The sequence below is a fragment of the Catenuloplanes nepalensis genome (genome assembly GCF_030811575.1).
Lineage (GTDB): Bacteria > Actinomycetota > Actinomycetes > Mycobacteriales > Micromonosporaceae > Catenuloplanes > Catenuloplanes nepalensis.
This window is the reverse complement of sequence record NZ_JAUSRA010000001.1, coordinates 3288419-3312510: the sequence shown is the minus strand read 5'-3', so window position 1 is coordinate 3312510 and position 24092 is coordinate 3288419. Positions and strand designations below refer to the sequence as shown.

Genomic DNA, 24092 nt, shown 5'->3' with positions numbered 1-24092 from the left:
GTCGGCTCAGGGAGGCTCTCGATGGAGCGTCGTGGTGAGGATCTGCGAACGGATCGGGCGCACGGGGCGCGGATCTACGACTACATCCTGGGCGGCGAGGACAACTTCCCGGTCGACCGGGAGGCCGGGGAGAACTCGCTGCGCATCTGGCCCGCGCTGAGGCCGCACATGCGGGCCAACCGGGACTTCATGCACCGGGTGGCCCGCTACCTGGCGGCGGAGTGCGGGATCCGGCAGTTCCTGGACATCGGCACGGGGCTGCCGACGTCGCCGAACCTGCACGAGATCGTGCAGGAGATCGACCCGACCGCGCAGGTGGTCTACACGGACAACGATCCGCTGGTGCTGGCGCACGCGCGGTCGCTGACGCTGGAGGGCCGCACGGCCTACATCGATGCGGACATGCGCGATCCCCGCTCGATCCTGGACGCGCCGGAGTTCCGGGCCACGCTGGACCTGGACCAGCCGGTCGGGCTGCTGCTGATCGCGATCGTGCACTTCATCGAGGACGACGCGGAGGCGCTGCGGGTGGTCCGGCAGGTGCTGGACGTGCTGCCGTCCGGCAGCTACCTGGCGATGTCGATCGCGACCGACGAGTTCGACCCGGTGCCGCTGGCCGAGGTCCAGCGGGAGTACAACCGGCTCGGCGAGAAACTGATCTTCCGCGACCGGCCGGCCGCGCTGCGCTTCTTCGACGGCCTCGAACTGTGCGAGCCGGGCCTGGTCCAGGTGCACAGGTGGCGGCCGGACGGCTCCGGCGACCGGAACATCCAGGACCGGGACATCGCGATGTACGGCGCGGTCGCGCGCAAGCCCTGACCGCTCACTCGCGCGGGTTCTCCCGCAGCGGGCGGACCGCGGCCGGGACCGGCGCGTCGTCGTCGACGTACCGCGTGGTGAAGCTGCCGGAGTAGCCGAAGATCGGGCCGAACCGGCGGTTCTCCACGTTGACCTCGATCCGGAAGCGGCCGGCGTCCTCGTCGTACCACTCGTGCAGTCTGGCCTCGCCGCTGATCAGGCGCGGGCAGCGGACGCCGCCGCGGAAACGCTGCAGGCCGCTGCGGACGTGCAGGCCGCCGGACTCGTCCACGGTGAGGTGCAGGTCGACCGCGATGTGCTGGTGCGTGCCGAGGTAGTCGACGAGCACCTGCCGCTTCTCGCTGAAGACCATGGTGGCGTCGAAGCGGCGCCGGCGGGCGGCCGCGACCTCGAACGTGCGCACGAACGTGAGCGTGGGCCGGCCGAACGAGTCGGTGTACACGTAGTTCTCGACGGTGAACGGGATCTCGGTGCCGGTCTCCGGGAAGAGCACGTGCCGGGCCGTACCCAGGTGCAGGAAGGGTGTGACGAACGCGGGGCCGCGCCAGATGCGGTCCATCACGCCGGTGCCGACGCAGCCACGGGCCGCGCCGAAGCGCTCGCGCATGCGCGGGTGCAGGCGGGCGAAGTCGGCGCCGAGCGCGCGTTCGAAGATGGCGGTCACAGTGTCTCCAGGAGGGCGGGCGCCGTGGCGGCGCGACGGTCGGACGGGCGGCGAAGGGTGCGGCGGGCGGCCGGGGTGTCACGGCCGGGCGGCAGCAGGATCACGGCGAGCGCGGTCAGCGCGATGATCACGGGGTGGGCACCGAGGACGGCGGCGAGGGCCACGACCGCGGTCCGCACGATGACCTCCAGCCAGGCGTTGCGCAGCGCGCGCTCGGGCGGGACGCCGCGCTCGAGCCACAGTCGCAGCCGGTCGAACGACCAGGCGGTGGCCCAGCCGAAGACCGGCCGGAAGGCCAGATCGAAGATCAAACCCAGCGGACCCCAGCGCGGCGTGTACGTGTATCCGGTCAGAAACCGCACGCCACCCTCGACCGGCACGTACCGCCAGTAGCCGCGCCCGTCCGCGATCGGCGAGCGCCAGTCGGCGGAGCCGAAGCGGAGCGCGGACGTGCGGGTGCCGTCCGGCCGGTCGCGCTGCCCGGCGTGCACGCCGTAGCCGCCGACCTCGACGCCCGGGAGCACCGCGGTCGCGTACCGGAACTCGGCCGGCGCGGTGCCCGGGATCGGGTCGATGCGGCCGAAGCGCGCATCCCACCGGCAGTGCCGCACCGGATCCTGGGTCGCCGCCCAGACCTCCTCCAGCGGTGCCGCGATCATGGCCTCTACGTAGATCGAACGCACGTCCACCTCCCCGTTTGAGCGGTTGCTCAACGGAGGGTACGAGATTTTGAGCAAATGCTCAACAGGCTGTTCAGAGCAGGGCGCGCAGGATTCGGTCGAGGGCGGCGCGGTCGGTGTCCGGGAGCGCGCCGAAGAGGCGGTCGGCCTCGGCGCGGCGGGCCGCTTTGATCGATTCACCGGCCGCGGTGCCGGCGTCGGTGAGCGAGACCAGCGTGGCGCGCCGGTCGTCCGGGTCGGGGTGGCGGGCCGCGTAACCCAGGGTCTCCAGGCCGTCGATCACCTCGGTCGCGGACCGGGGCGCGATGTGCAGGTGCTCCGCGACCGCGCTGAGCCGCAGCGGGCCGTGGTGGGCGAGCACGCCGAGCGCGCGGGACTGGCTCGGCGTGATCGAGAACGGCGCGAGCGTCTCCCGGCTGGCGTGCCGCAGCCGGCGGGCGACGGCCCAGAACAGCTCGGGCAGCGAGTCAGGAGACGGTTCGGGCACGGGAACAGCTTGCCATCCCCGTGCCCTCCCGCGGAAAACGCGCTCAGAAACGGAACGCGCCCATGATCGCCTGCTCGGGGAGGTCGACGCCGCCGGTGGCGCGGGTGCCGCCGGACACCATCACGGGTAGATCGCCGCGGGCGAGGCCCTGGCGCCGCCTCGCCGGGAATAGCGGTGGCCGGAGATGAGGTTGTAGCCTCATGATGAGGTTACCTCAGCAATAAGGGAGAACGCCTTGCCACGAGATCGACAGAAACCCTCCGAGGCCGAGAGAGCCCAGGCGCGCGCCGTGTCGCTGCGCCGCATCGCCGCGCTGTTCGCCCCGCACCGCGGGCCGCTCACGGTCGTCACCGCGATCATCGTGGTCTCCGCCGCGGTCGGGATGGCGTCGCCGTTCCTGCTCCGCGAGGTCATCGACGCCGCGCTACCCCGGCAGGACCTGACGCTGCTGTCCTGGCTGGTCGCCGGCATGATCGCGGTCGCGGCCGTGACCGCGGCGCTCGGCGTGGTGCAGACCTGGATCTCCACCCGGGTCGGCCAGGAGGTGATGCACCGGCTGCGCGTCGACGTCTTCACCCACCTGCAGCGGCAGTCCGTCGGGTTCTTCACGCGCACGCGTACCGGCGAGGTCCAGTCCCGGATCACCAACGACATCGGCGGCATGGAGACCGTGGTGACCAACACCGCGGCCGGCGTCGCGGCGAACCTGACCACCGCGGTCGCCACGGTCGTCGCCATGGTCGCGCTGTCCTGGCAACTGTCGCTGGCGTCGCTCATCGTGCTGCCGCCCGCGATCTACTTCACGCGCAAGGTCGCCGGCATGCGCCGCGAGATCGTCGCCGAGCGCCAGCGCGAGCTCGCCGACCTGAACGTCACGATCGAGGAGGGCCTCTCGGTCAGCGGCGTCCGGCTCAGCAAGACCATGGGCGCGGGCGCGCACCAGATCGCCCGGTTCACCGGCTCGTCCGCCCGCCTGATCGACCTGGAGCTGCGCTCCGAGTTGGCCGGCCGCTGGCGGATGGCCACGATGAGCATAATCTTCGCCGCGATCCCCGCGCTCATCTACCTCTCCGCCGGCCTGCCCGGCTCGGCCGGCGCGATCAGCATCGGCACGCTGGTCGCGTTCACCGCGTTGCAGAACGGCCTGTTCCGCCCGCTGATGGGCCTGCTCAGCGTGGGCGTGCAGATCACCGCGTCGCTGGCGCTGTTCGCCCGCATCTTCGAGTACCTGGACCTGCCGATCGAGGTGGCGGATCCCGCGGCGCCTACAACGTTGAGCAAGCCGCGCGGCCATCTGCGCCTGGAGGACGTCACCTACGCGTACCCCGGCAGCGACACCGCGGCCATCGCCGGCGTGACCCTGGACGTGCCCGCGGGCAGCAGCCTCGCGCTGGTCGGCGAGACCGGATCCGGCAAGAGCACGCTCGCCGCCCTCATCTCACGCCTGCACGACCCCGACTCCGGCCGCGTCACCATCGACGGCGTCGACGTGCGCGACCTGCGCCTCGACGACCTGGCCGGCATCATCGGCGTGGTCAGCCAGGAGACCTACCTGCTGCACACCACGATCCGCGAGAACCTGCGCTACGCGAAACCGGACGCCACCGACGCCGAGATCGAGTCCGCCGCGCGCGCCGCCCAGATCCACGACCACATCCAGACCCTCCCCGACGGGTACGACACGGTAGTCGGCTCCCGCGGCTACCGCTTCTCCGGCGGCGAACAGCAGCGCATCGCGATCGCCCGCACCCTCCTGCGCGACCCCCGCATCCTGGTCCTCGACGAGGCCACCTCCGCCCTCGACACCTCCACCGAACGCGCCGTCCAGCGCGCCTTCGACACCCTCGCGGCCGGCCGCACCACCATCACCATCGCCCACCGTCTCTCCACGATCCGCGACGCCGACCAGATCGCCGTCATAGACCACGGCCGCGTCATCGAATCCGGCACCCACGCCTCCCTGCTGGCCTCCAACGGCCGCTACGCCACCCTGGCCGGGTGAGGATTCCCGGCTCGCCGGGACGGCCGCGAACTCGTCAGCGGACCTTCGTTCAGGTACCGCAGCCGTGGCGCCTTGTGCGCCATCTCGTGAACGGAGATCCGGCGATGGGTGCGGTATCGGCGAACCACGCGTTTCCGAGCCGGGAGGCGACGTCAGCCGCGGGTGCAGGACGGTCCCCGCGATCCGATGTGGGCGTGGCGCCACGCGGTAACACGCCTGAAACTCCTGGTGGAACGGCGTTTCGGACAAAAACCATGTACAGCCGCACAACCTATCGAGAGTGGACGTTATAGTGCATCGGTGATCGATTACGGAGCCGCATCCGGAGGCATGGGCCGCAGCACGCGAGCCGTCCATCCGGCGAATGTCAGCCGGGCGCCGGCCGGTGCTCCCGGAAACCATCCCCGGCCGGACGCCGAGGCCATGCAGATCGTGCAGAGGACGGCCGCGTCGGTCGCGGACCGGCCGGTCGCGCTGGCGGAGGCGTTCTACCGGCATCTTTTCGCGCTGGCGCCGGGCGTGCGGGCGATGTTCCCCGACGACATGACGGCGCAGAACGAGAAGCTGTGCCGCGCGCTGCTGGACGGCATCCGCGCGCTGACGGAGCCGGACCGCTACGCGGTGCAGATGGAGCGATCGCTGCACCGGCTCGGCGCGCATCATGCCGACCGCCTCGGCGTCCTGCCCGAACACTATCCGTACGTGGGGCATGCGCTGGTCCGGGCGGTCGGCGACGTCTCGGACGACTGGACCTCGTCGACCAGCGCGGCGTGGATCTGGGTCTACGACTGGATGGCCGCGCACATGCTGAGCCAGGCCGGGCACCGGCGGTCATGAACGTGGCGGCGTGCTCGCCCGGACGTGTCCGTACCGGGCGAGCAGCCGCGCGTCCTCGTCGAGGTAGAAGTTGGGGCGCTGATCGGCCTCGTGGTAGTAGCGGTGGAAGACCGGCGTGGCCGCGCCGGACATGGGCGGCACGATCCAGCTCCAGTCGGCCGGCACCTCGCGGCCGGCCCGCTCCTCGCGGCGCACGTGCTCGAGGAACCGGGCGGCCTCGGTGTGATGGTCGCTGATCTTCACACCGGCTCGCTCGTAGGAGTGCAGCACGGCCCGGTTGAGCTCCACCAGCGCCCGGTCGCGCCACAGCGTGGCCTCCGAGCTCATGTCCAGGCCGAGCCGCTGCGCGACCACCGGCAGCAGGTCGTACCTGTCCGTGTCGGCCAGGTTGCGAGCGCCTATCTCGGTGCCCATGTACCAGCCGTTGAACGGGGCCAGCGGGTAGTCGACGCCACCGATCCGCAGCCGCTGGTTGGCGATGGCGGGCACCGCGTACCAGCGCAGGCCCAGCTCGGCGAACCAGCCGTGGTCCGGGTGGACGAGCGGGACCTCCAGCACCACGTTGTCCGGCAGGTCGTACATGTGCAGGCCGTGCTCCGGGGTGTCGATCACCAGCGGGAGCACGTCGAACGGCGTCTGCTCGCCCTTCCAGCCGAGCAACTCCATCGACTCGGTGAAGTCGGCCTGCGCCGGGTCGCCGAGCGTCGTCCCGTCCGGCATGCGGTAGCCGGCGTACCGGATGAGCTGGTCGTTCCAGACCCGGGCGTACGGCCGGCCGGGCCGCGCCGGGGCGAACACGCTGAGCACCGGGCGGATCGCGCCCTGCCGGACCGCCCGGGCGCCCGGGCGCACGTCCGTGCCGCTGGCTATCTCCAGGTGCCGCACCAGCCCGGCGTAGATCTCGTGCGGCGTGCGGGCCGAGCGCCGGTCCAGCACGTGCAGGCTGCGCCAGTAGAGGCGGCCGATGCAGCGGCTGGCGTTGCGCCAGGCCAGCTTCGCGCCGTAGGTGACCTCTTCCAGCGTGTGCTCGTACGTGCCGGTCGCCGCGATCTCGGCACGGACCCCGTCCAGCCGGTCCGTCACGTCGCCCGAGCCGGGGTTCTCGGCGTGGTACTGCCGGAGGAACTCCTCGGCCTCCCCCACGTCCGTCGGCGCGTCCGGATCCCAGTCAGGAACGGGATGGTCCCGATAGCCGGGTGTACCCACGTTTGTCCCACCGTCTCGCACTAGATCGTGTTAAGAGCGATGAGGATCGTAAATTTCCGACACATTACCGTCAAGCGGACGGGGTCACACCAGACCGCCCGAACCACGTGCGACGTGGGCGAAAGGCCATTTCGGAGACGTTACGCACTCCCGCGCAGATTCTGCACCAGCAGCGCGCCGGTCGCCCGCAGGTGGGCGTGCATAGCGGTGAACGCGGCGTCGCCGTCCCGGGCCAGTACCGCGGTCACCACGGGCTCGTGCTCGGCGTGGATCTGCGCGAGCGTGCGCCCGCTGGCCGTGGTGGGCGGGCCGAGCAGCGCGGTCGTGGAGCGCAGCCCGTCGATGATCGCGGCGGTGCGCGGTTTGCCGGCCGCGCGCAGCAGCAGATCGTGCAGTACCCGGTCGGCGGCCCAAAACCCGGCCTCGTCGCGGCTCGCGGCCGCGCGGGCCATGTCGCCCAGCGCGGACCGGACCGCCGCGTGCTGCTCGTCGGTGCCGTCGACCGCGGCCCGGCGCGCCGCGTCCGGCTCCAGCGCCAGCCGGATGCCGATGATCTCCTCCACGTCGGCCACCCGGGGCGGAAGGACGCGGAAACCGCGGTTGCGGCGGATCTCGATCAGGCCGGCCTCGGCGAGGCGGAGCAGGCCCTCGCGGACCGGGCTGCGGGAGACGCCGAGCAGGTCGGCGAGCTGGTAGACGGAGTAGGTGGTGTCCGGCACGAGCTGGCCGGCGGCGACGCCGTCGCGGACCGCGCGGGCGACGGCGTCGGCGAGGGTGGGGGCCTCTGGCGGCAGGCTGAGCTGGGGCACGAGTAACATGTTACTTATGACTGATGTAGTGGCGGCGCTGAAGCGGGCCGGGCTCGAGGTGCGTGCCGACGCCGGCACGCTCGGCATGTACGCGTCCGACGCCTCGCTCTACCGCATTCCGCCGCTGGCCGTGGTCCGCCCGCGGCACGTCGACGAGGTCGCGGCCGCGCTCGCGGTGGCCAGGGAGACCGGCACGCCGCTGACCAGCCGCGGCGCCGGCACATCCGTCGCGGGCAACGCGGTCGGGCGCGGCATCGTGCTCGACTTCTCCCGGCACCTCAACCGCGTGCTCAGCGTCGATCCGGAGGCACGGACCGCGGTCGTCGAGCCCGGCACCGTGCACGCGGTCCTGCAGAAGGCGGCCATGCCGCACGGCGTGCGCTTCGGCCCGGACCCGTCGACCCACCCGCGCTGCACGATCGGCGGCATGATCGGCAACAACGCGTGCGGCTCGCGGTCGCTCGCCTACGGCCGCACGTCCGACAACGTGGCCGGCCTCGAACTTCTCACGGTCTCAGGTCAAGAACTGATCACGGGGTACGACGGGAGTGGCGCGTTCACCCGCGGCGCCGACCCGGTCATCGCCGACGTCAGAAGCACCGTGAACCGGCACCTCGCCACCGCGCGCACCGAGTTCGACCGGTTCGGCCGGCAGGTCTCCGGCTACGCCGTGCAGCACCTGCTGCCGGAGCGCTTCGACCTGACCCGCGCGCTGGTCGGTTCCGAGGGCACCCTGGCCGTGATCACCCAGGCGACCGTGAAACTGGTCGTCGACGCGCCGGTCCGGATGGTGGTCGTGCTCGGCTTCCCGGACATCGTGGCGGCCGGCGAGGCCTCCCCCGCCGTGGTCGCGCACGGCCCGACCTCGTGCGAGGGCCTCGACTCCCGGCTGCTCGACGTGCTGCGCGCCCGTCGCGGCCCGGACGCGGTGCCGCCGCTGCCGTCCGGTGCCGCCTGGCTGTTCGTGGAGCTGGCCGGTGACGACGCCGGCGAGGTCGAGTCGCGCGCCCGCCGGCTCGCGGCCGACGGGATCGGAGCGTCCAGCCTGGTCCTCACGGACCCGGCCACCCAGGCCCGGCTGTGGCGCATCCGCGAGGACGGCGCCGGCCTGGCAGGGCGCGCCCCCTCGGACCGGCCGGCCTGGCCCGGCTGGGAGGACGCGGCCGTGCCGCCTGCGAAGCTGGGCGCCTACCTGGCCCGGTTCGACGAGCTGGTCGCGTCGTACGACATGACGTCCGCGCCGTTCGGGCACTTCGGCGACGGCTGCATGCACGTGCGCCTCGACCTTCCGCTCGACCAGCCCGGCGGCACGAAGATCATGCGGGAGTTCCTGACCGACGCGGCGAAGCTCGTCGGCGAGTTCGGCGGGTCGCTGTCCGGCGAGCACGGCGACGGGCGGGCCCGGTCCGAGCTGCTGCCGCACATGTACTCCGCGGACGCGATCGCGCTGTTCGCCGGCGTCAAGGCCGCGTTCGACCCGGACAACCTGCTCAACCCGGGCGTGCTGGTCGACCCGGACCCGATCGACGCGGACGTGCGCCCGGCCGGCCGGTTCCCGCTGAAGAAGCTCGCCATGGCGTACCCGCACGACGACGGCGACCTCGGCCAGGCCGTGCACCGGTGCACCGGCGTCGGTAAGTGTCGCGCCGACAACTCCGCGGCCGGTGGCGTCATGTGCCCGTCATACCTCGCGACCCGGGAGGAGAAGGACTCGACGCGCGGGCGGGCCCGGGTGCTGCAGGAGGTGGTGCGCGGCGAGCTGGACTGGGCGCACCCGTCCGTGCACGACGCGATGGACCTGTGCCTGTCCTGCAAGGGGTGCGCGTCGGACTGCCCGACCGGCATCGACATGGCGACGTACAAGTCCGAGGTGCTGCACCAGACCTATCAGGGCCGCCTGCGGCCACGCTCGCACTACACGCTGGGCAAGCTGCCGTTCTGGGCGCGGCTGGCCGGATGGGTGCCGCGGCTGGCGAACCTCGGCGTGCGCCTGCCCGGCGTCGGGAAGCTCGCGCTGTGGCTGGCCGGGGTGGACGGCCGGCGGTCCGTGCCCGCGTTCGCCCGAAAGCCGTTCCGGCGCACGTTCAAGCCCGAGGTGACGGCGAAGAAGCCGGTCATCCTGTTCGCTGACTCGTTCTCGGACGCGTTCTCGCCCGAGGTCGCGGACGCCACGGTCCGGGTGCTGCGCGCCGCCGGTTACGAGCCGCGGCTGCCGTCCGGGTCGGTGTGCTGCGGCCTGACCTGGATCACCACCGGCCAGCTGGACTCGGCGAAGAAGATCCTCACGCGTACCGTGGCGGCATTGGCTCTTGATGCCCGGGCCGGCGTGCCGATCGTGGGCATCGAGCCGTCGTGCACCGCGGTCCTCCGCTCCGACGTGCGCGAACTGCTGCCCGGCGACGCGGACGCGGAGGCCGTCGCGGGCTCCGTGCGCACGCTCGCGGAACTGTTGTCGCAGACACCCGGCTGGACGCCCCCCGACCTGTCCGATGTGGAGGTCGTCGCGCAGCCGCACTGCCACCACCACGCGGTGATCGGCTGGAAGACCGACGCGGACCTGCTCGCCGCGACCGGCGCCCGGGTGCGGCGGCTGGCCGGCTGCTGCGGACTGGCCGGCAACTTCGGCGTGGAGATCGGCCACTACGAGGTCTCGGTCGCGGTCGCGGAGCAGAACCTGCTGCCCGCGCTGGACGCCGCCCCGCACGCGGTGGTCCTCGCGGACGGCTTCTCCTGCCGCACCCAGGTCGCCGACCTGCGCGACCGCCCGGCCGTCCACCTGGCCCAGCTGCTGGACCGCTGAGGCACGAAACCTAGGGATTTCATCGGGGCGCTCCGGTCGGCGACTCCTCTAGCGTGGACGGGCGAGGAACATCGTGCGGGCGTGAGGAGACCCATGCCACCCCGGGTCAAGGCACGTCGACAGCCCGCCGATCCGGGCGCGGCTCGCCACCCTGGACGCGGCGGTCGCCGAGGCCATCGAGCTGGCCACGCGTAATCCGGATCCCGCGATGCGCGACACCAGCCCGAACGTCGCCAGGACGATCGAGGCGGCCGGCCGGGTGACCCGGGAGATGATCCGCACGATGACCGGCGACGAGTTGCGCCGCGAGTGGATCGCGCTGAAGCGACTGCTCGATGACATCATGCGGGATCCTCCGCCGAGCCGGGGTGGCCCGCGATGAACGACGAGGAGGCCGCCCGGCTGCGGGCCGGCGTGTCCCGCGGCGACTATTCCGCGATGGCGGATCTGGCCCGGAGGCTCTACGCGGCCGGGCTGGGGACGCGGGAGGTCGTGCGCGGCTGCTACGGGGTCGAGTTCCCGGAGGAGTTCCACGCGGTGTTCGAGGTTCCGGCGGACGTCGGCCTCGTCGTGAACTACACGTATCTGCCGTGGCAGCTTCTCGTGCCGCCGAGCCGGGGTGGTCCGGCCCTTTCGGCCAGCCTCATCCTCGGGGACGCGGAGCGGCGGCTCTTCGCCCGGGACCCGGACCTCGTACCGCTGATGAGTCTGATGGCGGCCGGGACCACGCTGAAGAGCGACATCATCGGCTACCGGCTCTCGTGGCTGCGGGAACGCCGCACGGACGTGTGGGGCGTCGCGGACACCGCGGAACCGGAGGATCCGATCGTGCACGTCGGTGGTTCGCTGGTGGAGGTGCTGCGCCGCTATCACGCGGAGCACCTGGAGTTCTACGCGGAGATCTACGCCCGGCCGGACAACCGTGGTTTCGGTGCGGTGCGGGAGAGCATGGTGGACGAGGCGCGGCGCGCGCTCGCCCGGGTCGAGGCGATCGGGCGGCGAGCCGCCGGGCGCTGAGCCTTGACCGTCGTGGGGTACGCGCGGACGCGTACCCCCACGAAGGGTCACGGGCAGCTGTCGATGAGTTCGCCGGTGGTGCAGGCGTCGGTGCCCGCGCCGCCGGCCAGGCGGTCCGTGCCGGTGCCGCCGTCGAGCGTGTCGTCGCCGTCGTCGCCGAACAGGCGGTCGTCGCCGGCCGCGCCGGTGAGGACGTCGTTGCCGAGGCGGCCGAGGAGCAGGTCGTCGCCCTCGGCGCCGCGCAGCGCGTCGAAGCCGGCGCCGCCGTCCGCGCGGTCGTCGCCGAGCTGGCCGTCGAGTTCGTCGTCGCCGTCGTTGCCGATCAGGCTGTCATCGCCGTCGCCGCCGTAGAGCGCGTCGTGGCCGGCGCCGCCGAGGATCAGGTCGTTGCCGGTGTCGCCGGCCGTGCGGTCCTGGCCGGGACCGGCGTCGATCCGGTCGTCGCCGCTCGCGCCGTCGATGCCGTCGTCGCCGTCGCCGCCGGAGATGATGTCGCCGCCGTCGCCGCTGAACGCGCCACCGTAGATGCGGTCGGCGCCCGGGCCGCCGTCGAGCCAGTCGACGCCGAGACCACCGTCGATCACGTAGTCGTCGCCGGGACCGCCGTTGAGCACGTCGGCGCCGGTCTCGCCGTAGAGGCCGTCGGCGCCGTCGCCGCCGTCCGCGAGGTCGTCGCCGGACTGCGCGGCCAGGAGGTCGTCACCGGGGCCACCGGCCAGCTCGTCGTCGCCGCCGTCACCGTAGATCGTGTCGTCGCCGGGCCCGCCGGAGAGACGGTCGTGGCCGAGGTAGCCGCTCAGGTAGTCGTCTCCGCCGTCGCCGTCGATCACGTCCGCGCCGGTCCCGCCGGAGACCTGGTCGTCACCGGCACCTCCGGTGATCCGGTTGTCGCCGTCCAGGCCGAGCAGCACGTCGGCGAGCGGCCCGCCGCGCAGCGTGTCCGCGTACGGCGTGCCGCGGACCACCTCGACGCCGGAGATCGTGTCGGTGCCGTCGCCCTGGACGATGCCGGTGGCCAGGTCCGCGACGATGCCGAACGGCGCGCCGGCGTAGTCGGCGACGTCGTACTCGCCCGGCGTGCCGATCAGCGCGTCGTCGCCGCCCGCACCGGTCAGCCGGTCCGCGCCGGCGCCGCCGTCGGCCCGGTCGTCGCCGGCTCCACCGTCGAGCGTGTCGTCGCCGGCGTCGCCGTGGAGCCGGTCGTGGCCGTCGCCGGCGCAGATGACGTCGTTGCCGTCGCCGCCCAGCACGATGTCGTCGCCGCCGAGCGCGTCGATGATGTCGTCGCCCGCGGTGCCGGTGACGACCTCGCCGTTCTGGGTGCCGACGACGGTCGGGGTGAGCCCGGCGCACGCCGACGCCGGCACGGCCACGGGCAGCGGCAGGAGCAGGGTGAACGCCGCGATCGCGGCCGCGGCGTTCATCGCCCGATCCAGGTGGGGGCGGCCTCGGCGGCCGCGAGGAAGATCGCCACGACCACGGTGATGACGAAGCCGACGACGACGGTGAGGCCGCGCAGGCCGGTGTCCTCGAGCCACGCGGAGAGGCCGAGCAGCGCCGCGACCAGCAGCAGCCCGCCGCCGAACACGATCAGAACGGTCCAGAACATCTCTCTCCTCCTCATTGGAGGCGCCGGTGCCCGTCGAGGGCACCGGCGCGGCGGGGTCAGGCCTGGACGACCGTCTCCTGACTGCTCGCGGTGGAGAAGTCGCGGAAGACACCGGCCGTGACCTTGTAGGTGGCGATGGCGCGCAGGACGTCGCCCTCCTCGGCCTTCCAGGTGTCGATGCGGGCGCGCAGCTCGCCCACGTACGGCGTGTTGCCGTCCTGGGCGGTGAGCGGCAGGTCGAGGCGCACCTGCGGCACGAGGACGGACTGCTGGGTGACGTTGTGGATGGTCACGAACAGCTCGTGCTTGGTGACGACCCGCATCAGGTCCTTGCCGATCTCGATCTGGGCCGACACCTCGAACGGCAGCCCGTTCGTGAGGGTGTCCGCGCTGAACTGGGTGCCGTCGTCCACGATCGTCAGCAGCTTGATGTCGGCGTCCTGGTTTCCGGACATGGTGTGTCGCCTCCCGATGGCGATGGGGATGTGCCGGACCTCCCGGCACATCCCCATGCTGTGCGGCGGGGCGGGATGGCGTCGTCGGCTGCCGGTCGGACCGGGGCGCCTACACCGCTGGGAGTAGGCGCGCGTCCGGATGGTCCGGGCCGAGCTCGGCGAGCGCCTCCCGCCGGGCCGCCTCGGCGTCCCGGCCGGCCGCGCGCAGCGCCAGCGTGAGCTGCACCAGCGTCCGGCCGAGGTCCGGGTCGGGCCGGCGGTGCACCGTCGCGCGGTGGTCGGCCGCGACCGTCAGCAGCGCGTCCGCCGCGGCCTGCACGTCGCCCGCGATCCGCGACGCCACCGCGTGCCGGGTACGCGCGATGAGCGTGCTGGAGTGCCGCGCGCCGTACGCGGCGGCGAACACGGCCACCGCCCGCGCCTGGGTCCGCAGCGCGGCCCCGACGTCACCGCAGTCGAGTTCGTCGAGCCCGCGGTTGGTCAGCGCCATCGCCACCCGGGGGTCGTCCGCGCCGAAGAGCTGTTCCAGCGCGCGGACCGCCCGCCGGTGACAGTCGAGCGCGCCCGGCCGGTCACCGGCGAGTCGCAGCAGGTAGCCGAGCTTGTCCAGCGTCTGCGCGATCTCCGGATGCGCGTCGCCGGCGTCCGGGTGCGCGGCCCGCAGTGCGCCGACCGCGCGGACCAGCTGGTCGCGCGCGCCGGTCAGGTCGCCGAGGTCCTGGAGCACGGTGCCGAGCCCGGAGCGGGCCACGGCCACGTCCGGCGCGGCCGGCCCGTGCGCGGCCTCCAGCACCGCGATCGCTTCGGTGAACGCGCGCCGGGACCGCTCCAGGTCCCGGGTCCACCAGAGTGTGGTGCCGAACGAGGCGAGCGCGTGCCCGTAGTCGGCGGAGTCCGGTACGGCCCGCAGCAGCCGCAGCGCCCGCTCGTGACAGTCGTACGCCTCGCGGGTCAGGTCCGCGCAGTGCAGCGCGTGCGCGAGCCGGCTCAGCGTGCGGCCGGTCGCGACCGTGGTGTCGCCGGGCATCGACTCCAGGATGGACAGTGCCTCGCGAAGCACCGGCTGCGCGCCCTGCAGATCGCAGCCGGCCTGGTCGAGGACCTCGCCGAGCTCGCTGAGCAGCGCGGCCCGGCCGGCCGGGTCGTCCTGCCCGGCCCGCTCCAGCAGCCGCAGCGCCTGGTTGGTCAGCCGGCCGGCGGCGGCGTAGGCGCCGCGGTCGCCGAGCTGCCGGGCCGCGCGGCAGACCTCGTCCGCGAGTCCGTCCGGCCACAGCCCGGCCGCGTCCAGGTGCCCGAGCAGCGCGGCCAGGTGCGGTGCGGTGAGCCGGCCGGCGCCGGCCAGCCGGGTCAGCGTGTCGCGCCGCACCGGCTCGCGGACGCCGGCCCGGATCAGCTCCTGCACCAGCCGGTGCACGGACACGGTGTCACCGCGGCGCTCGACCAGCGAGTACCGCTTGAGCGTGCCGACCGCCTCGCTGATCCGCAGCGGGTCGTCCGGTCCGCGGGCCGCGGCGGCGAGCACCCGGATCGGGATGTTGTCGGCGGCCAGGAACGTGCAGGCGCGCAGCAGGTCCGCGGCGCGCGGGTCGTCGCCGGCGAGACGCGCGAACGCGATCCGCAGCGTGCTCGCCACCGTGCCGTCGTAGTCGCCGGTCCGGCCGCGGGACAGCATGTCCTGGCCGGGGCGGCCGAGGAAGCCGAGGTAGCTGCCGAGGCTGTCGCCGGTGCGCCGGCAGAACGCGGCGGCCTGCTCCAGCGCGAGCGGCAGGTTGCCGAGCCGGTCGGCGAGCGCGTCCGCGCTGCCGGCGTCGCCGTCCGCGTGCCGCAGCAGGAAGCCGCGCGACTCGTCCGGCGCGAAGACCGGCACGGCGAGCGGTGTCGCGTAGCCCTCCCAGTCCGGGTTCCGCGAGGTGATCAGCACCCGGCCGGTCTCCGCGGTGGCCGGCAGCCAGTGCCGCAGGTGTCCCAGCTCCTCCGCGTTGTCGAAGACCAGGAGCCAGCGGGTACGCCCGGCGAGCGCCTGCCGCAGCGCCGCGCGGGTCCGGTCGAGGTCGCCGGCCACCGCGACGCCCAGCTCGGCTGCGAGCGCGGCCAGCGACGCGTCCAGCAGGTCCGGGGTCTCGGCCGGGCACCACCACACCGCCGGCAGACCGGCGGCGTGCGCGTAGCGGAGTGCCAGTTGCGACTTGCCGATGCCGGGCATCCCGTGCAGCACCACGGTCCCGGTCGGTTCGATCAGCTCGGTCAGCTCGGCGAGGACGCGGTCACGGCCGCAGAACTTCGGGTTGGCCGGCGGCAGGTTCCACACCCGGTGCTCGCGGCGCCCGGCCCAGCCCAGCGCGCCGTCCCTGGCCCAGCCCAGCGCGCCGTCCCCAGCCCAGCCCAGCGCGCCGTCCCCGGCCCAGCCCAGCGCGCCGTCCTGCCCGAGCAGGCGGGCGTAGAGCGCGACCAGGTCCGGCCCGGGGTCCTGGCCGAGGTCGTCCGCGAGCCGCCGCCGGAGCCGGTGATAGGCGTCCATCGCCTCGGCCTGCCGTCCCGAGCGGTAGAGCGCGAGGATCAGCTGGCCGGCCAGCGCCTCGTGCAGGGGGTGCCGGTGGGTGAGTTCCTCCAGCTCGGACACCAGCTCGCGGTGATGGCCGAGCGCCAGGCGGGCCTCGCCGAGCTCGACGCGGGCGACGAGGCGCTGCTCGTCGAGGCGGCGCCGGGCACCGTCGAACGGGTCGCCGGCCAGGTCGGCGAAGGCGGGGCCGCGCCACAGCGCGAGCGCGTCGCCGAGCAGCGTGGCCGCGCGGGCCGGGTCGCCGTCGTGCAGCGCGCGCCGCCCGTCCGCGGCCAGCGTCTCGAACCGGCACAGGTCCACCAGGCCGGGCGGGGCGGTGAGCGTGTAGCAACCGGACGCGTAGCGCACGATCGCGCCGGCCGGTGCCAGCAGCCGTCGCAGCCGGGAGACCTCGGGCTGGATCGCGGCGGCCGGGTCCCGGGGCGGCCGGCCGGGCCAGAGCACACGGGCCAGCGACCCGACCGGGACCGGCCGGCCGGCCGACGCGAGAAGCGCCGCGAACAGCCGTTCCTGGTGCCCGCGGGGCGGTGCCGTCTCGCGGCCGCCCCCGATGATCACCAGTGGGCCGAGCACCCGCAGGTCACTGTCGTCGCTCATCACGCGGTCCTTCCCCCGCCCCGATTGTCACTCGTCCCGAGGTGTCCGGGCGAGCGCATTGTGCGAATGACGCGATGGCAATCATGAATGCGACTGACTCACACTGTCGAAGGACCGTGGAGGTGGATCGTGTATCAGAATCTCGGCGCGTCGGCCGAGGGCGACACCGTGACGTTCCGGGTGTTCATTCCGGACGCCGGAAGAGATCCCTCGCAGTACGACGGGGACGCCTTCTCCTTCATTCGTGACATTCGCGTGGTGGGGAGCTTCCAGCGCGCCGGGGGCGGCTGGGCGTGGGACGCCGCGTCCGCGCCCCGGCTGGAACGGACCGATCATCCCTCCGGCCACCTCTACGTTCTTGCGATCTCCGGTCTTCCGGAGGGGTGGTACGAGTACAAGTACCTGGTCACGTTCGAGGGTGGGGCGCAGCGCTGGGTGACCGATCCGTGCACGAAGTACGTGGGCCGCAACGACGAGAATTCGGGATTCGTGATCGGCGGCCCGCCACTGCGCGTTCGCGATCTCCGCACCCGGCTCCCGCTGTCCGACATCGTCATGTACGAGATCAATCCGCTGGACGCCACCTCGTCGTATCGCGGCGACCGATCGCCGGCCGACGCGCTGCGCGACAAGCTCGACCACATCGCGGATCTCGGCGCCAATGCGATCCAGTTCATGCCGTGGACCGGGCGGCCCGGCGGGTCCGCGTTCGGCTGGGGGTACGACACCCGGCACTTCTTCGCGGTCGACGAGCAGCTCGTGGCGGACCCGCGGCAGCCGGCGAACCGGCTGCACCAGTTGGGCGCGCTGATCGACGCGGCGCACGAGCGGGACATCGCGGTCTACCTGGACGCGGTCGTCAACCACGTCTCCGCGGGCGGCGATCCGGGCAGCGGCTTCGGCTACCGGTGGCTCTACCGCGATCCGGGCGACTCGCCGTACCTCGGGCCGTACCAGGGCGGACTGTTCTTCGACGACCTGCAGTACCGCAACGGGTGCACGCAGAAGTTCGCCGCCGACGTGTGCCGCTACTGGCTCGACCGGTTCCGGTTCGACGGGGTCCGGCTCGACTACACCCGCGGGTTCATGCGCGCAGGCGACGTGACCACCGGCGCGGGCCGGCTCGTCCGCGACCTGCGCGACGAACTCGACGCCAGCGGCCGGGAACGGGTCCCGGTCTTCCTCGAGCACCTGACCGACGACCGGTACGCGGCGATCGACGACGTGAACCGCGTCGGCGCGGACGGCATGTGGCTCGACCAGAAGATGTACCAGTTGCAGGACGCGGTGCGCGACGAACGGCCACCGACCCGGCTGGTCCGCGCGCTCGACTCCGATCGGGGGTTCGCCGGCGGCGCGTGCGCGATCACGTTCCTGTCCACGCACGACGAGAGCACGATACTGGCCGGCGGCGGCGAGCGCGCGCAGTGGTGGCGGATGCAGCCGGCGCTGGTCGCGCTCTTCACCACGGCCGGTGCGGTGCTGATCCGCAACGGCGAGGAGTTCGGCCAGCAGTTCCACCTGCCCCGGACCGGCGACGGGCGGGTGGTACCGCGGCCACTGGACTGGTCATTGGCGGACGACGCGATCGGCCGGAGCCTGCGGGCGCTGCACCGGCGGCTCGCGGACCTCCGGGCCGCGCACCCTGCGCTGCGGCGTGGCGCGTTCCGGCCGTTCCCGTACGACCTGCGGGCCGACGCGTTCGACGAGAACGGCCAGGGCGTGCACACCGCGCGCGGGCTCGTCGTCTTCGCCCGCACCGGGGCGCGACCGCCGGGCAGCCCGCTCGCCGGCGACGAGCACGTGGTGGTCGCGCTGAACTTCTCCGGCAGCGCGCAGCGGCTCACGCTGCGGTTCCCGCACGACGGCAGCTGGGAGGAACTGCTCGACGACGCGGACGTGAAGGTGACCGACTTCCGCGCGGGCGTCACCGTACCCTCGCACTGGGCTCGTGTCTTCGTCTGTGCGGACTGAGGCGAAGCCGATGGACGTCATCACCCCGTTCCTGTGCACCTCCTGGCCGGATGCGACCGCGCCGGGCCTCCCGCCCTACCACGCGGTGATCATCGGGGCCGGCAGCTTCGGCGCCTACTGCGCCGCGAAGGCCGCCCGCGCGGGCCGCCGGGTGCTGCTGCTCGACGCCGGCCCGGTGATCCTGCCCGAGCACGTGCAGAACGTCGGCGACATCGGCCTGCGGGTGCCGCGCGACGGCACGCCGGACCCGGCCGGCGTCTGGCGGCGGCCGTGGCGAAGCAACGTCGAGTCGCCCGGCCAGGCGTTCTGCGTCGGCGGGCGGTCGCTCTACTCCGGCGGCTGGCTGACCCGGCTCACCGACGGCGACCTGCTCGACTGGCCGAAGGAGACCGCACTCGCGATCCAGGAGGGGTACGCGTTCACCGAGCGCGAGACCGGCGTCGAACCGGCCTGGGACTTCGTCTCCGGCGGCATGCACGCGCTGCTGCTGCCGCTGCTCCGGGACGCCGCCGCGCGGGTGGCCGCGCTCGGTGCGGTGACCGACGCGCCGCTCGCGGTGCAGGCCGCGCCGCCGGAGTCCGGGCTGTTCAGCTTCGACAAGTTCAGCAGCGTGCCGGTGCTGGTGGACGCGGTCCGCGCCGACCGGGAGCGCGCGGCACGGCGGCTGCACGTGGTGCCGGCGGCGACCGTGACCCGGCTGCGGCACGGCGGCGGGCGGGTCACCGCGATCGAGGTGGTGCGGCCGGCCCGGCGGGAGGTGCTGCGGATCCCGCCGTCCTGCGCGGTCGTGCTCGCGCTCGGCGCGGTGGAGAGCACCCGGCTGGCGCTGCACTCGTTCCCGACCCCGCTGATGGGCCGGAACCTGATGGTGCCGCTGCGCAGCGACCTCGAGGTGCGGATCCACCGGTCCGCGCTGCCGGACGCGCCGACGCACGGCATCGCCACCGTCCTGGTCCGCGGTGTCACGGGCTTCCATCTGCAGATCACCGCGTTCGCCGGCGCGACCGAGAAGGAACGGCTGTTCCGGATGGTGCCGGACCTGGACGAACTGGACCGGCTGCGCGCGGAGACCGACCCGGAGTGGGTGTCGGCCTGGGTGCGGGTGGTCGGCGAGACGCGCGGCGACCGGGACACCCGGGCCGGGACGCCGGGCGGCTCGTGGATCACGCTCGACCATGACTCGGCGGACGGCGAGCCGCGGGCGTACGTCAGCCTGCACGCCGGTCCCGCGGAGACCGCGGCCTGGCGGGCGATGGACGCGGCCGCGGTGGCACTGCTGCGCGCGCTGGTCCCGGATCCGGAGAAGATCCGCTACCGGTACGACGGGCGGTGGCACCGCACGCCGTTCCCGGTTCACCGCCCGGGCATCGCCGAGTGGCGCAACGGGCTCGGCGTCAGCCACCGGGAGTCCGGCACGCTGTGGATGGGCGACGACCCGGCGACGTCCGTGACGAACCCGGACGGCCGGTTCCACCACCTGACCAACGCGTACGCGTGCGACACCTCCATCTTCCCGGCGATCGGTTCGGCCGGCCCGATGCTGACCGGCCTCACCCTGGCCCGCCGCCTGGCCGGACGACTGTGACCGCGGCGCGCCGGGCCGGCGGCCGGACGGACGGGCTGTGACCGCGTACGCCGGGCCGGCGGCCTGGGTCGCGGGTGTGTGCGGGGTGTGCAAGCGGGCCGCAAGGTCGTCCCAAGCGGCGTGCGGACAGTGGAGTGCGGCGGCGCCGGCCGGTGCCGCCGCACCCGTCCGCGGAGCCTCACCATGACATCCGACGTGAACGAACCGGTCCGCGTGCTGGTCGCGAGCGAGCGACCGCTGCTGCGGGCCGGCCTGACCGCACTGCTCGGCCGGCAGCCCGGCATCGACGTGGTCGCCGAGGCGTGCGACGGCACCGAGGCGATCGGCGCGGCCGGCCGGCACCGGCCCGGCGTGGCGGTCCTCGATCTACCCGCGCCGGAACCGGCCACCGCGACGCTGGCCGGGCAGGGCATCCGCGTGCTGATCCTGACTCCGGTCCTCAATCGGCCGGTCGCGCACCGGGTCCTGCGCGCCGGCGCGTCCGGCTTCCTGCTGAGCGACACCGACCCGGCCGTGCTGCTCGGCGCGGTCCGCGCGGTCGCCCGCGGCGGCGCCTGGCTCGACGCGGACCTGCTCGGCGACCTGCTGCGCGAGTTCGTCACCCGGCCGGTCGCGGTGGCGGCCTCCGGCGCGGACCTGGACCGGCTGACGCCGCGCGAGCGGGAGGTGCTGGCCCTGATCGCGCAAGGCCTGGACAACGCGGGCGTGGCCCGCCGCCTCTACGTGGCGGAATGCACGGTCAAGACTCACCTCGGCCGGGTGCTGGCCAAGCTCGGCCTGCACGACCGCGCGCAGGCGGTGTCGGCCGCGTACCGCTGCGGGCTGGTGCGGTCCGGTGCGGCGGCCTGACGCCCTTCCGAACTCTGATATCCCCCCTTGTCCTGATGTTCGCGCGTTTGGGCGTCGCTCTCAGCGAGGACCGGCCCGCATGCCGTCAACTGCCGCGCATACGCCGGTGAGGTCGGCCTCGGTCACGATGACGCTGACGGCAGACGGCGGTCAGCGGAGTTGGGCGGGTTCCTCGTCCGGGGTCAGGCGTGCGAGGCGCCGGGAGTCGTCCCAGAGTTTGGCCGCGCGGCGCTCGTCGTAAGAGAGCTTGGCCGAGCGTACGGCCGACAGTTTCCCCTGCTTGGCCTGGAAATACTTGCCGGAGGCGTCGGCGTATTCCGGGTCGGCGGCAAGCGTTGCCAGGGATGCGCCGGAGAAGGCGACGTCGGAGACGGTGACGCCGAGGCGCCGGGAGAGCCAGTTCATCGCCCGGGTGGTCGAGAAGAGCTGCACGGGGCGGGGCATGCCGCGCAGGAAGCCGGTCCCTGGGACGGAGCCGGGATCGTAGGCGATGGACGACACCGTGCTGCCTGCCTTGCGCAGGCGTCGGTGCAGTTCGTAGGCGTACATGACCGTGCACAGTTTCGACGTGGAGTAGCGCTTTCCGGCGGACAGAGCGGTGGCGTTGGTGGCCAGAGCTTCCGCGTCGGGTTCGGCCGCGGCGCCGACCATGCGCCCGTCCGTCGTGTCGCGGTCGTGGGTACCGCTCGCGGTGTAGATCACCCGTGCGTTCTCGGCGAGCTGAGGAAGCAGGAGTTCGACCAGCAGGAAGTGGCCGAGGCAGTTGGCGGCAAAGGTCGTCTCGTACCCGTCGGGGCTGAACGTGACGTCGCCCTCGAAGCGGCCACCCGCGTTGCAGAGCAGCGCGTCGAGCTGGGTAGCCGGCACTCGCGTGGCCGCTTCCCGGACGGAGGCCAGGCTGCACAGGTCCAATGCCACAGTAGTGACGGAGACACCGTGCGCGGCGCGCAAGTCGTCGGCGACGGCCCGCATGCGGTCGGGGCTGCGCCCGGCCAATATCAGATCGACCTTACGGGCGGCGAGCTCGGTCGCGGCGGCGAGGCCGATTCCCGAGTGGCCGCCGGTGATCAGGACTGTGGTCATCGTCGTCTCCTTAAGACTGGGCCGGTGGCCGGCAGCAGTCGAGTCGTACAGGGGTTGAGTTCGATCGATACCGGCGTGCAAGACCAGCCTGAACCGCCGTATTGCGAACAGCCAGCACCCAGGGGCCCACGCGAAGTAGTCCGGCGGGCCCCAGAGCCGCTGGTTCAGGTGACGAAGACCTATTCGCTGCCGCTCTCAGCGGCGTAGACGAACTTGGTGAAGCCGAGAAACTCGATTGCCGAATGTAGGGCGTGCCCGGCGACCATCTCTGCGGGCGCCGCCGCCGGGAAAGCGCATCCCGCCTTGATCACCAGTCCATCGTCGAGCGGCTTGAACTGATGGAAGGCAGGAGCATTCGCGTTTGTGCCATCAGGCAACGCTGCCACCCCCTTGAAGAACAACGGATAGGTCTCGTCGCGCTCGATCGGCACCGACACATCGGGGTCGGGGGTCAGCTGCACTTCGGTCGGTCCGCCGTACATGCCGAAGATCTCGACACCACGAAGCGACCCCTCATCCGGGTAAACGAAGAAGTGATCAGGGTTGCACTGCGCGTATTCCAGGAGGAACGGCGCCATGTTCCCGACGTACTTCTGGAACTGGTCAAAGGAAACGCCCGTAATCGTGAGTTCGGCAACGCACGGCTGCAGCGGCTGCCCCTCTGACGCTGCATTCATTTCTCGCCAGAACTGTTCGGATGCAGCGAGTTGCCCCTTGAAGAGATGCCTGATGCCGTCAGGGTCGTACGAGGTGCGCGTTGTCACCGACACCGAGGAGGCATCCTCGGCCACGAGGCGGTTGATGTCATCGTGTGAGAGAACGTCGCCGCGAAGTGCGATGGGCGCGCCCACCCTTTTGAGCTCATGGAGGACGTGCAGGTCACGCGAATACTGCAGCCTGGCCAACTGGTGGCGAGGGTAGTTCTGACCGTCGATCACGCATTCGAAGGTGAAACCTTCACTGGCCTCAGCGTGTTCCGTTGCATCCATGACTCGTCATTCCTTCCGATGATCGGCAGTCGCGCCGCGCAGGGGTTGAGTTCGATCGGTTCGCCTCGTTATCGGCGTACCAGACCAGCCTGCACCGCCGTATCACGAACAGCCAGGACCAGGTTGTCCCTGGAACCGCGACCAGATTCTTAGCGAATGGTGTGGAAATCCTGGGTGCCGAGCACTCGGAGCAGGTCCAGTTTTTCGCGCGTATCGGTTCCCTCGACCGGGAAGAACGCCAGGACCCGGGTGTCCGTCTCGGGCGTTAGAAGGACTTCGCAGTTCAGGTGCAGGACCCCTACGGTGGGATGCAGGAGCCGTTTATGGTCGAAACTGTGGTTGGCGACCTCATGGCGCTCCCACAGCCCCCGGAATTCCTCGCTGGCTCTCAGTAGCGCGTTGACCAATTGTGTGACATCGGCGTCATCGGAGCGCCGCGAATAGGTCGCCCGCAGATCTCTGACATGCGCGAGTGAATGCCGCGGCCAGTCCTCCTCTGGGAAAAAGACGCGCAGCGACGGCTCGGTGAACCACTTCCACACGACGTTGCGGCCTCGCCCCGGGCGCTGCTCCGTCGTCCCCATTGCGAGATCGGCGAGCGCGTTCTGCCGCAGCACCTCGCCCAGATCATTCAGCACACAGACCGGTACATCGGTGAGCCGGTCCATGAGACTCAACAACCCCGGCCGGATGTGCCCGCCGTGCCGTCGCGGCGGGGCCGGAAAGCCGGCCAGGTGATACAGGTGGTCACGCTGATCGAGGTCGCAGCGCAGGGCCCGCGCCAGCGCCGCCACAATGGCCTCGGACGGATTGGCGCCACGACACTGCTCCAGCCGGGCGTAGTAGTCGGTGGAGATGTTCGCCAGCCGAGCCACCTCGTCCCGCCGCAAACCGGGCGTCCGCCGCCGGACAGTGTCGGTGAGACCGATATCGGCCGGTCGCAGCAGCTCCCGGCGTCGGCGTAGAAAGTCAGCAAACCCGGCCCGGTCAATCATGGTTCAAGTACACCCCTCGAGCCTTCCGGCCTGCCACGGTTTTGCCAGGGACAGCCTGTCCCTGGAACAACCCGT

22 protein-coding genes are annotated in these 24092 nt (G+C 72.4%); 9 read left to right on the top strand and 13 right to left on the bottom strand.

Translation table 11 applies throughout. The annotated features are described in order from the left end of the window. Window positions 1-21: 21 nt before the first annotated feature. Entirely contained in the window at window positions 22-819 is a 798-nt protein-coding gene (locus J2S43_RS14075) for an SAM-dependent methyltransferase (RefSeq protein WP_306829466.1), read from the top strand. A gap of 4 nt (window positions 820-823) precedes the next feature. Here the strand turns inward: J2S43_RS14075 and J2S43_RS14070 are convergent, their stop codons facing one another. The 4 genes from J2S43_RS14070 to J2S43_RS14055 all read right to left on the bottom strand — a co-directional run bounded on the left by J2S43_RS14070 (window position 824) and on the right by J2S43_RS14055 (window position 2852). Further along, the gene (locus tag J2S43_RS14070) at window positions 824-1483 is read right to left on the bottom strand and encodes a DUF4166 domain-containing protein (protein WP_306829465.1); all 660 of its coding nucleotides are present in this window, start codon (window positions 1481-1483) and stop codon (window positions 824-826) included. Beyond that, complete coding sequence (locus tag J2S43_RS14065) at window positions 1480-2166, bottom strand: SRPBCC family protein (RefSeq protein WP_306829464.1); 687 nt, start codon at window positions 2164-2166, stop codon at window positions 1480-1482. Before J2S43_RS14065 ends, J2S43_RS14070 begins: the two co-directional genes overlap by 4 nt. Before the next feature lie 70 nt (window positions 2167-2236). Beyond that, on the bottom strand, window positions 2237-2650 hold the full coding sequence (locus tag J2S43_RS14060; protein WP_306829463.1) for a MarR family winged helix-turn-helix transcriptional regulator: 414 nt from the start codon (window positions 2648-2650) through the stop codon (window positions 2237-2239). A gap of 43 nt (window positions 2651-2693) precedes the next feature. Next, the gene (locus tag J2S43_RS14055; protein WP_306829462.1) at window positions 2694-2852 is read right to left on the bottom strand and encodes a hypothetical protein; all 159 of its coding nucleotides are present in this window, start codon (window positions 2850-2852) and stop codon (window positions 2694-2696) included. Window positions 2853-2885: 33 nt separating this feature from the next. On the opposite strand from J2S43_RS14055, the gene J2S43_RS14050 reads away from it, so the two are divergent. Next, on the top strand, window positions 2886-4652 hold the full coding sequence (locus tag J2S43_RS14050) for an ABC transporter ATP-binding protein (protein ID WP_306829461.1): 1767 nt from the start codon (window positions 2886-2888) through the stop codon (window positions 4650-4652). Between the two features lie 300 nt (window positions 4653-4952). Further along, a complete protein-coding gene (locus J2S43_RS14045) occupies window positions 4953-5489 on the top strand; it encodes a globin domain-containing protein (RefSeq protein WP_306829460.1) in 537 nt (178 codons plus the stop codon). Here J2S43_RS14045 and J2S43_RS14040 read toward each other — a convergent pair. Both J2S43_RS14040 and J2S43_RS14035 read right to left on the bottom strand, forming a co-directional pair. Continuing rightward, window positions 5484-6695 (bottom strand): nitric oxide synthase oxygenase, encoded by a 1212-nt coding sequence (locus tag J2S43_RS14040; RefSeq protein WP_306829459.1) that lies wholly within the window; start codon window positions 6693-6695, stop codon window positions 5484-5486. The genes J2S43_RS14045 and J2S43_RS14040 overlap by 6 nt on opposite strands. 140 nt (window positions 6696-6835) lie before the next feature. Beyond that, window positions 6836-7504, bottom strand: coding sequence for a GntR family transcriptional regulator (locus J2S43_RS14035; RefSeq protein WP_306829458.1), 669 nt, complete (start codon window positions 7502-7504; stop codon window positions 6836-6838). A gap of 16 nt (window positions 7505-7520) precedes the next feature. On the opposite strand from J2S43_RS14035, the gene J2S43_RS14030 reads away from it, so the two are divergent. The 3 genes from J2S43_RS14030 to J2S43_RS14020 all read left to right on the top strand — a co-directional run bounded on the left by J2S43_RS14030 (window position 7521) and on the right by J2S43_RS14020 (window position 11321). Next, window positions 7521-10304 (top strand): FAD-binding and (Fe-S)-binding domain-containing protein, encoded by a 2784-nt coding sequence (locus tag J2S43_RS14030; RefSeq protein WP_306829457.1) that lies wholly within the window; start codon window positions 7521-7523, stop codon window positions 10302-10304. 208 nt (window positions 10305-10512) lie between these two features. Further along, window positions 10513-10686, top strand: a complete 174-nt coding sequence (locus J2S43_RS14025) for a hypothetical protein (RefSeq protein ID WP_306829456.1) — start codon at window positions 10513-10515, stop codon at window positions 10684-10686. Then, complete coding sequence (locus tag J2S43_RS14020) at window positions 10683-11321, top strand: hypothetical protein (RefSeq protein WP_306829455.1); 639 nt, start codon at window positions 10683-10685, stop codon at window positions 11319-11321. Before J2S43_RS14025 ends, J2S43_RS14020 begins: the two co-directional genes overlap by 4 nt. Before the next feature lie 47 nt (window positions 11322-11368). Here J2S43_RS14020 and J2S43_RS14015 read toward each other — a convergent pair whose 3' ends face one another. From J2S43_RS14015 to J2S43_RS14000, 4 genes are all read right to left on the bottom strand, one after another. Continuing rightward, complete coding sequence (locus tag J2S43_RS14015; protein WP_306829454.1) at window positions 11369-12745, bottom strand: calcium-binding protein; 1377 nt, start codon at window positions 12743-12745, stop codon at window positions 11369-11371. Further along, the gene (locus tag J2S43_RS14010; RefSeq protein WP_306829453.1) at window positions 12742-12930 is read right to left on the bottom strand and encodes a hypothetical protein; all 189 of its coding nucleotides are present in this window, start codon (window positions 12928-12930) and stop codon (window positions 12742-12744) included. The genes J2S43_RS14015 and J2S43_RS14010 overlap by 4 nt, the downstream gene beginning before the upstream one ends. 56 nt (window positions 12931-12986) lie before the next feature. Next, the gene (locus J2S43_RS14005) at window positions 12987-13385 is read right to left on the bottom strand and encodes a hypothetical protein (protein ID WP_306829452.1); all 399 of its coding nucleotides are present in this window, start codon (window positions 13383-13385) and stop codon (window positions 12987-12989) included. Between the two features lie 109 nt (window positions 13386-13494). Beyond that, window positions 13495-16542, bottom strand: a complete 3048-nt coding sequence (locus tag J2S43_RS14000; RefSeq protein ID WP_306829451.1) for an AfsR/SARP family transcriptional regulator — start codon at window positions 16540-16542, stop codon at window positions 13495-13497. 129 nt (window positions 16543-16671) lie between these two features. Here J2S43_RS14000 and J2S43_RS13995 point away from each other — a divergent pair, with 129 nt between their 5' ends. The 3 genes from J2S43_RS13995 to J2S43_RS13985 all read left to right on the top strand — a co-directional run bounded on the left by J2S43_RS13995 (window position 16672) and on the right by J2S43_RS13985 (window position 20950). Beyond that, window positions 16672-18516 (top strand): alpha-amylase family glycosyl hydrolase, encoded by a 1845-nt coding sequence (locus J2S43_RS13995; protein WP_306829450.1) that lies wholly within the window; start codon window positions 16672-16674, stop codon window positions 18514-18516. Between the two features lie 10 nt (window positions 18517-18526). Then, window positions 18527-20101 carry a GMC oxidoreductase gene (locus tag J2S43_RS13990; RefSeq protein ID WP_306829449.1) on the top strand — a complete coding sequence of 525 codons (1575 nt, stop codon included), beginning with the start codon at window positions 18527-18529 and terminating at the stop codon, window positions 20099-20101. Window positions 20102-20284: 183 nt separating this feature from the next. Then, on the top strand, window positions 20285-20950 hold the full coding sequence (locus J2S43_RS13985; RefSeq protein WP_306829448.1) for a LuxR C-terminal-related transcriptional regulator: 666 nt from the start codon (window positions 20285-20287) through the stop codon (window positions 20948-20950). A 150-nt stretch (window positions 20951-21100) separates the two neighbouring features. Here J2S43_RS13985 and J2S43_RS13980 read toward each other — a convergent pair whose 3' ends face one another. The 3 genes from J2S43_RS13980 to J2S43_RS13970 form a co-directional block, all read right to left on the bottom strand. Next, on the bottom strand, window positions 21101-22033 hold the full coding sequence (locus J2S43_RS13980) for an SDR family NAD(P)-dependent oxidoreductase (RefSeq protein WP_306829447.1): 933 nt from the start codon (window positions 22031-22033) through the stop codon (window positions 21101-21103). A gap of 179 nt (window positions 22034-22212) precedes the next feature. Next, the gene (locus J2S43_RS13975) at window positions 22213-23022 is read right to left on the bottom strand and encodes a hypothetical protein (protein ID WP_306829446.1); all 810 of its coding nucleotides are present in this window, start codon (window positions 23020-23022) and stop codon (window positions 22213-22215) included. A gap of 149 nt (window positions 23023-23171) precedes the next feature. Continuing rightward, window positions 23172-24017, bottom strand: a complete 846-nt coding sequence (locus J2S43_RS13970; protein ID WP_306829445.1) for a helix-turn-helix transcriptional regulator — start codon at window positions 24015-24017, stop codon at window positions 23172-23174. Window positions 24018-24092 lie beyond the last annotated feature (75 nt).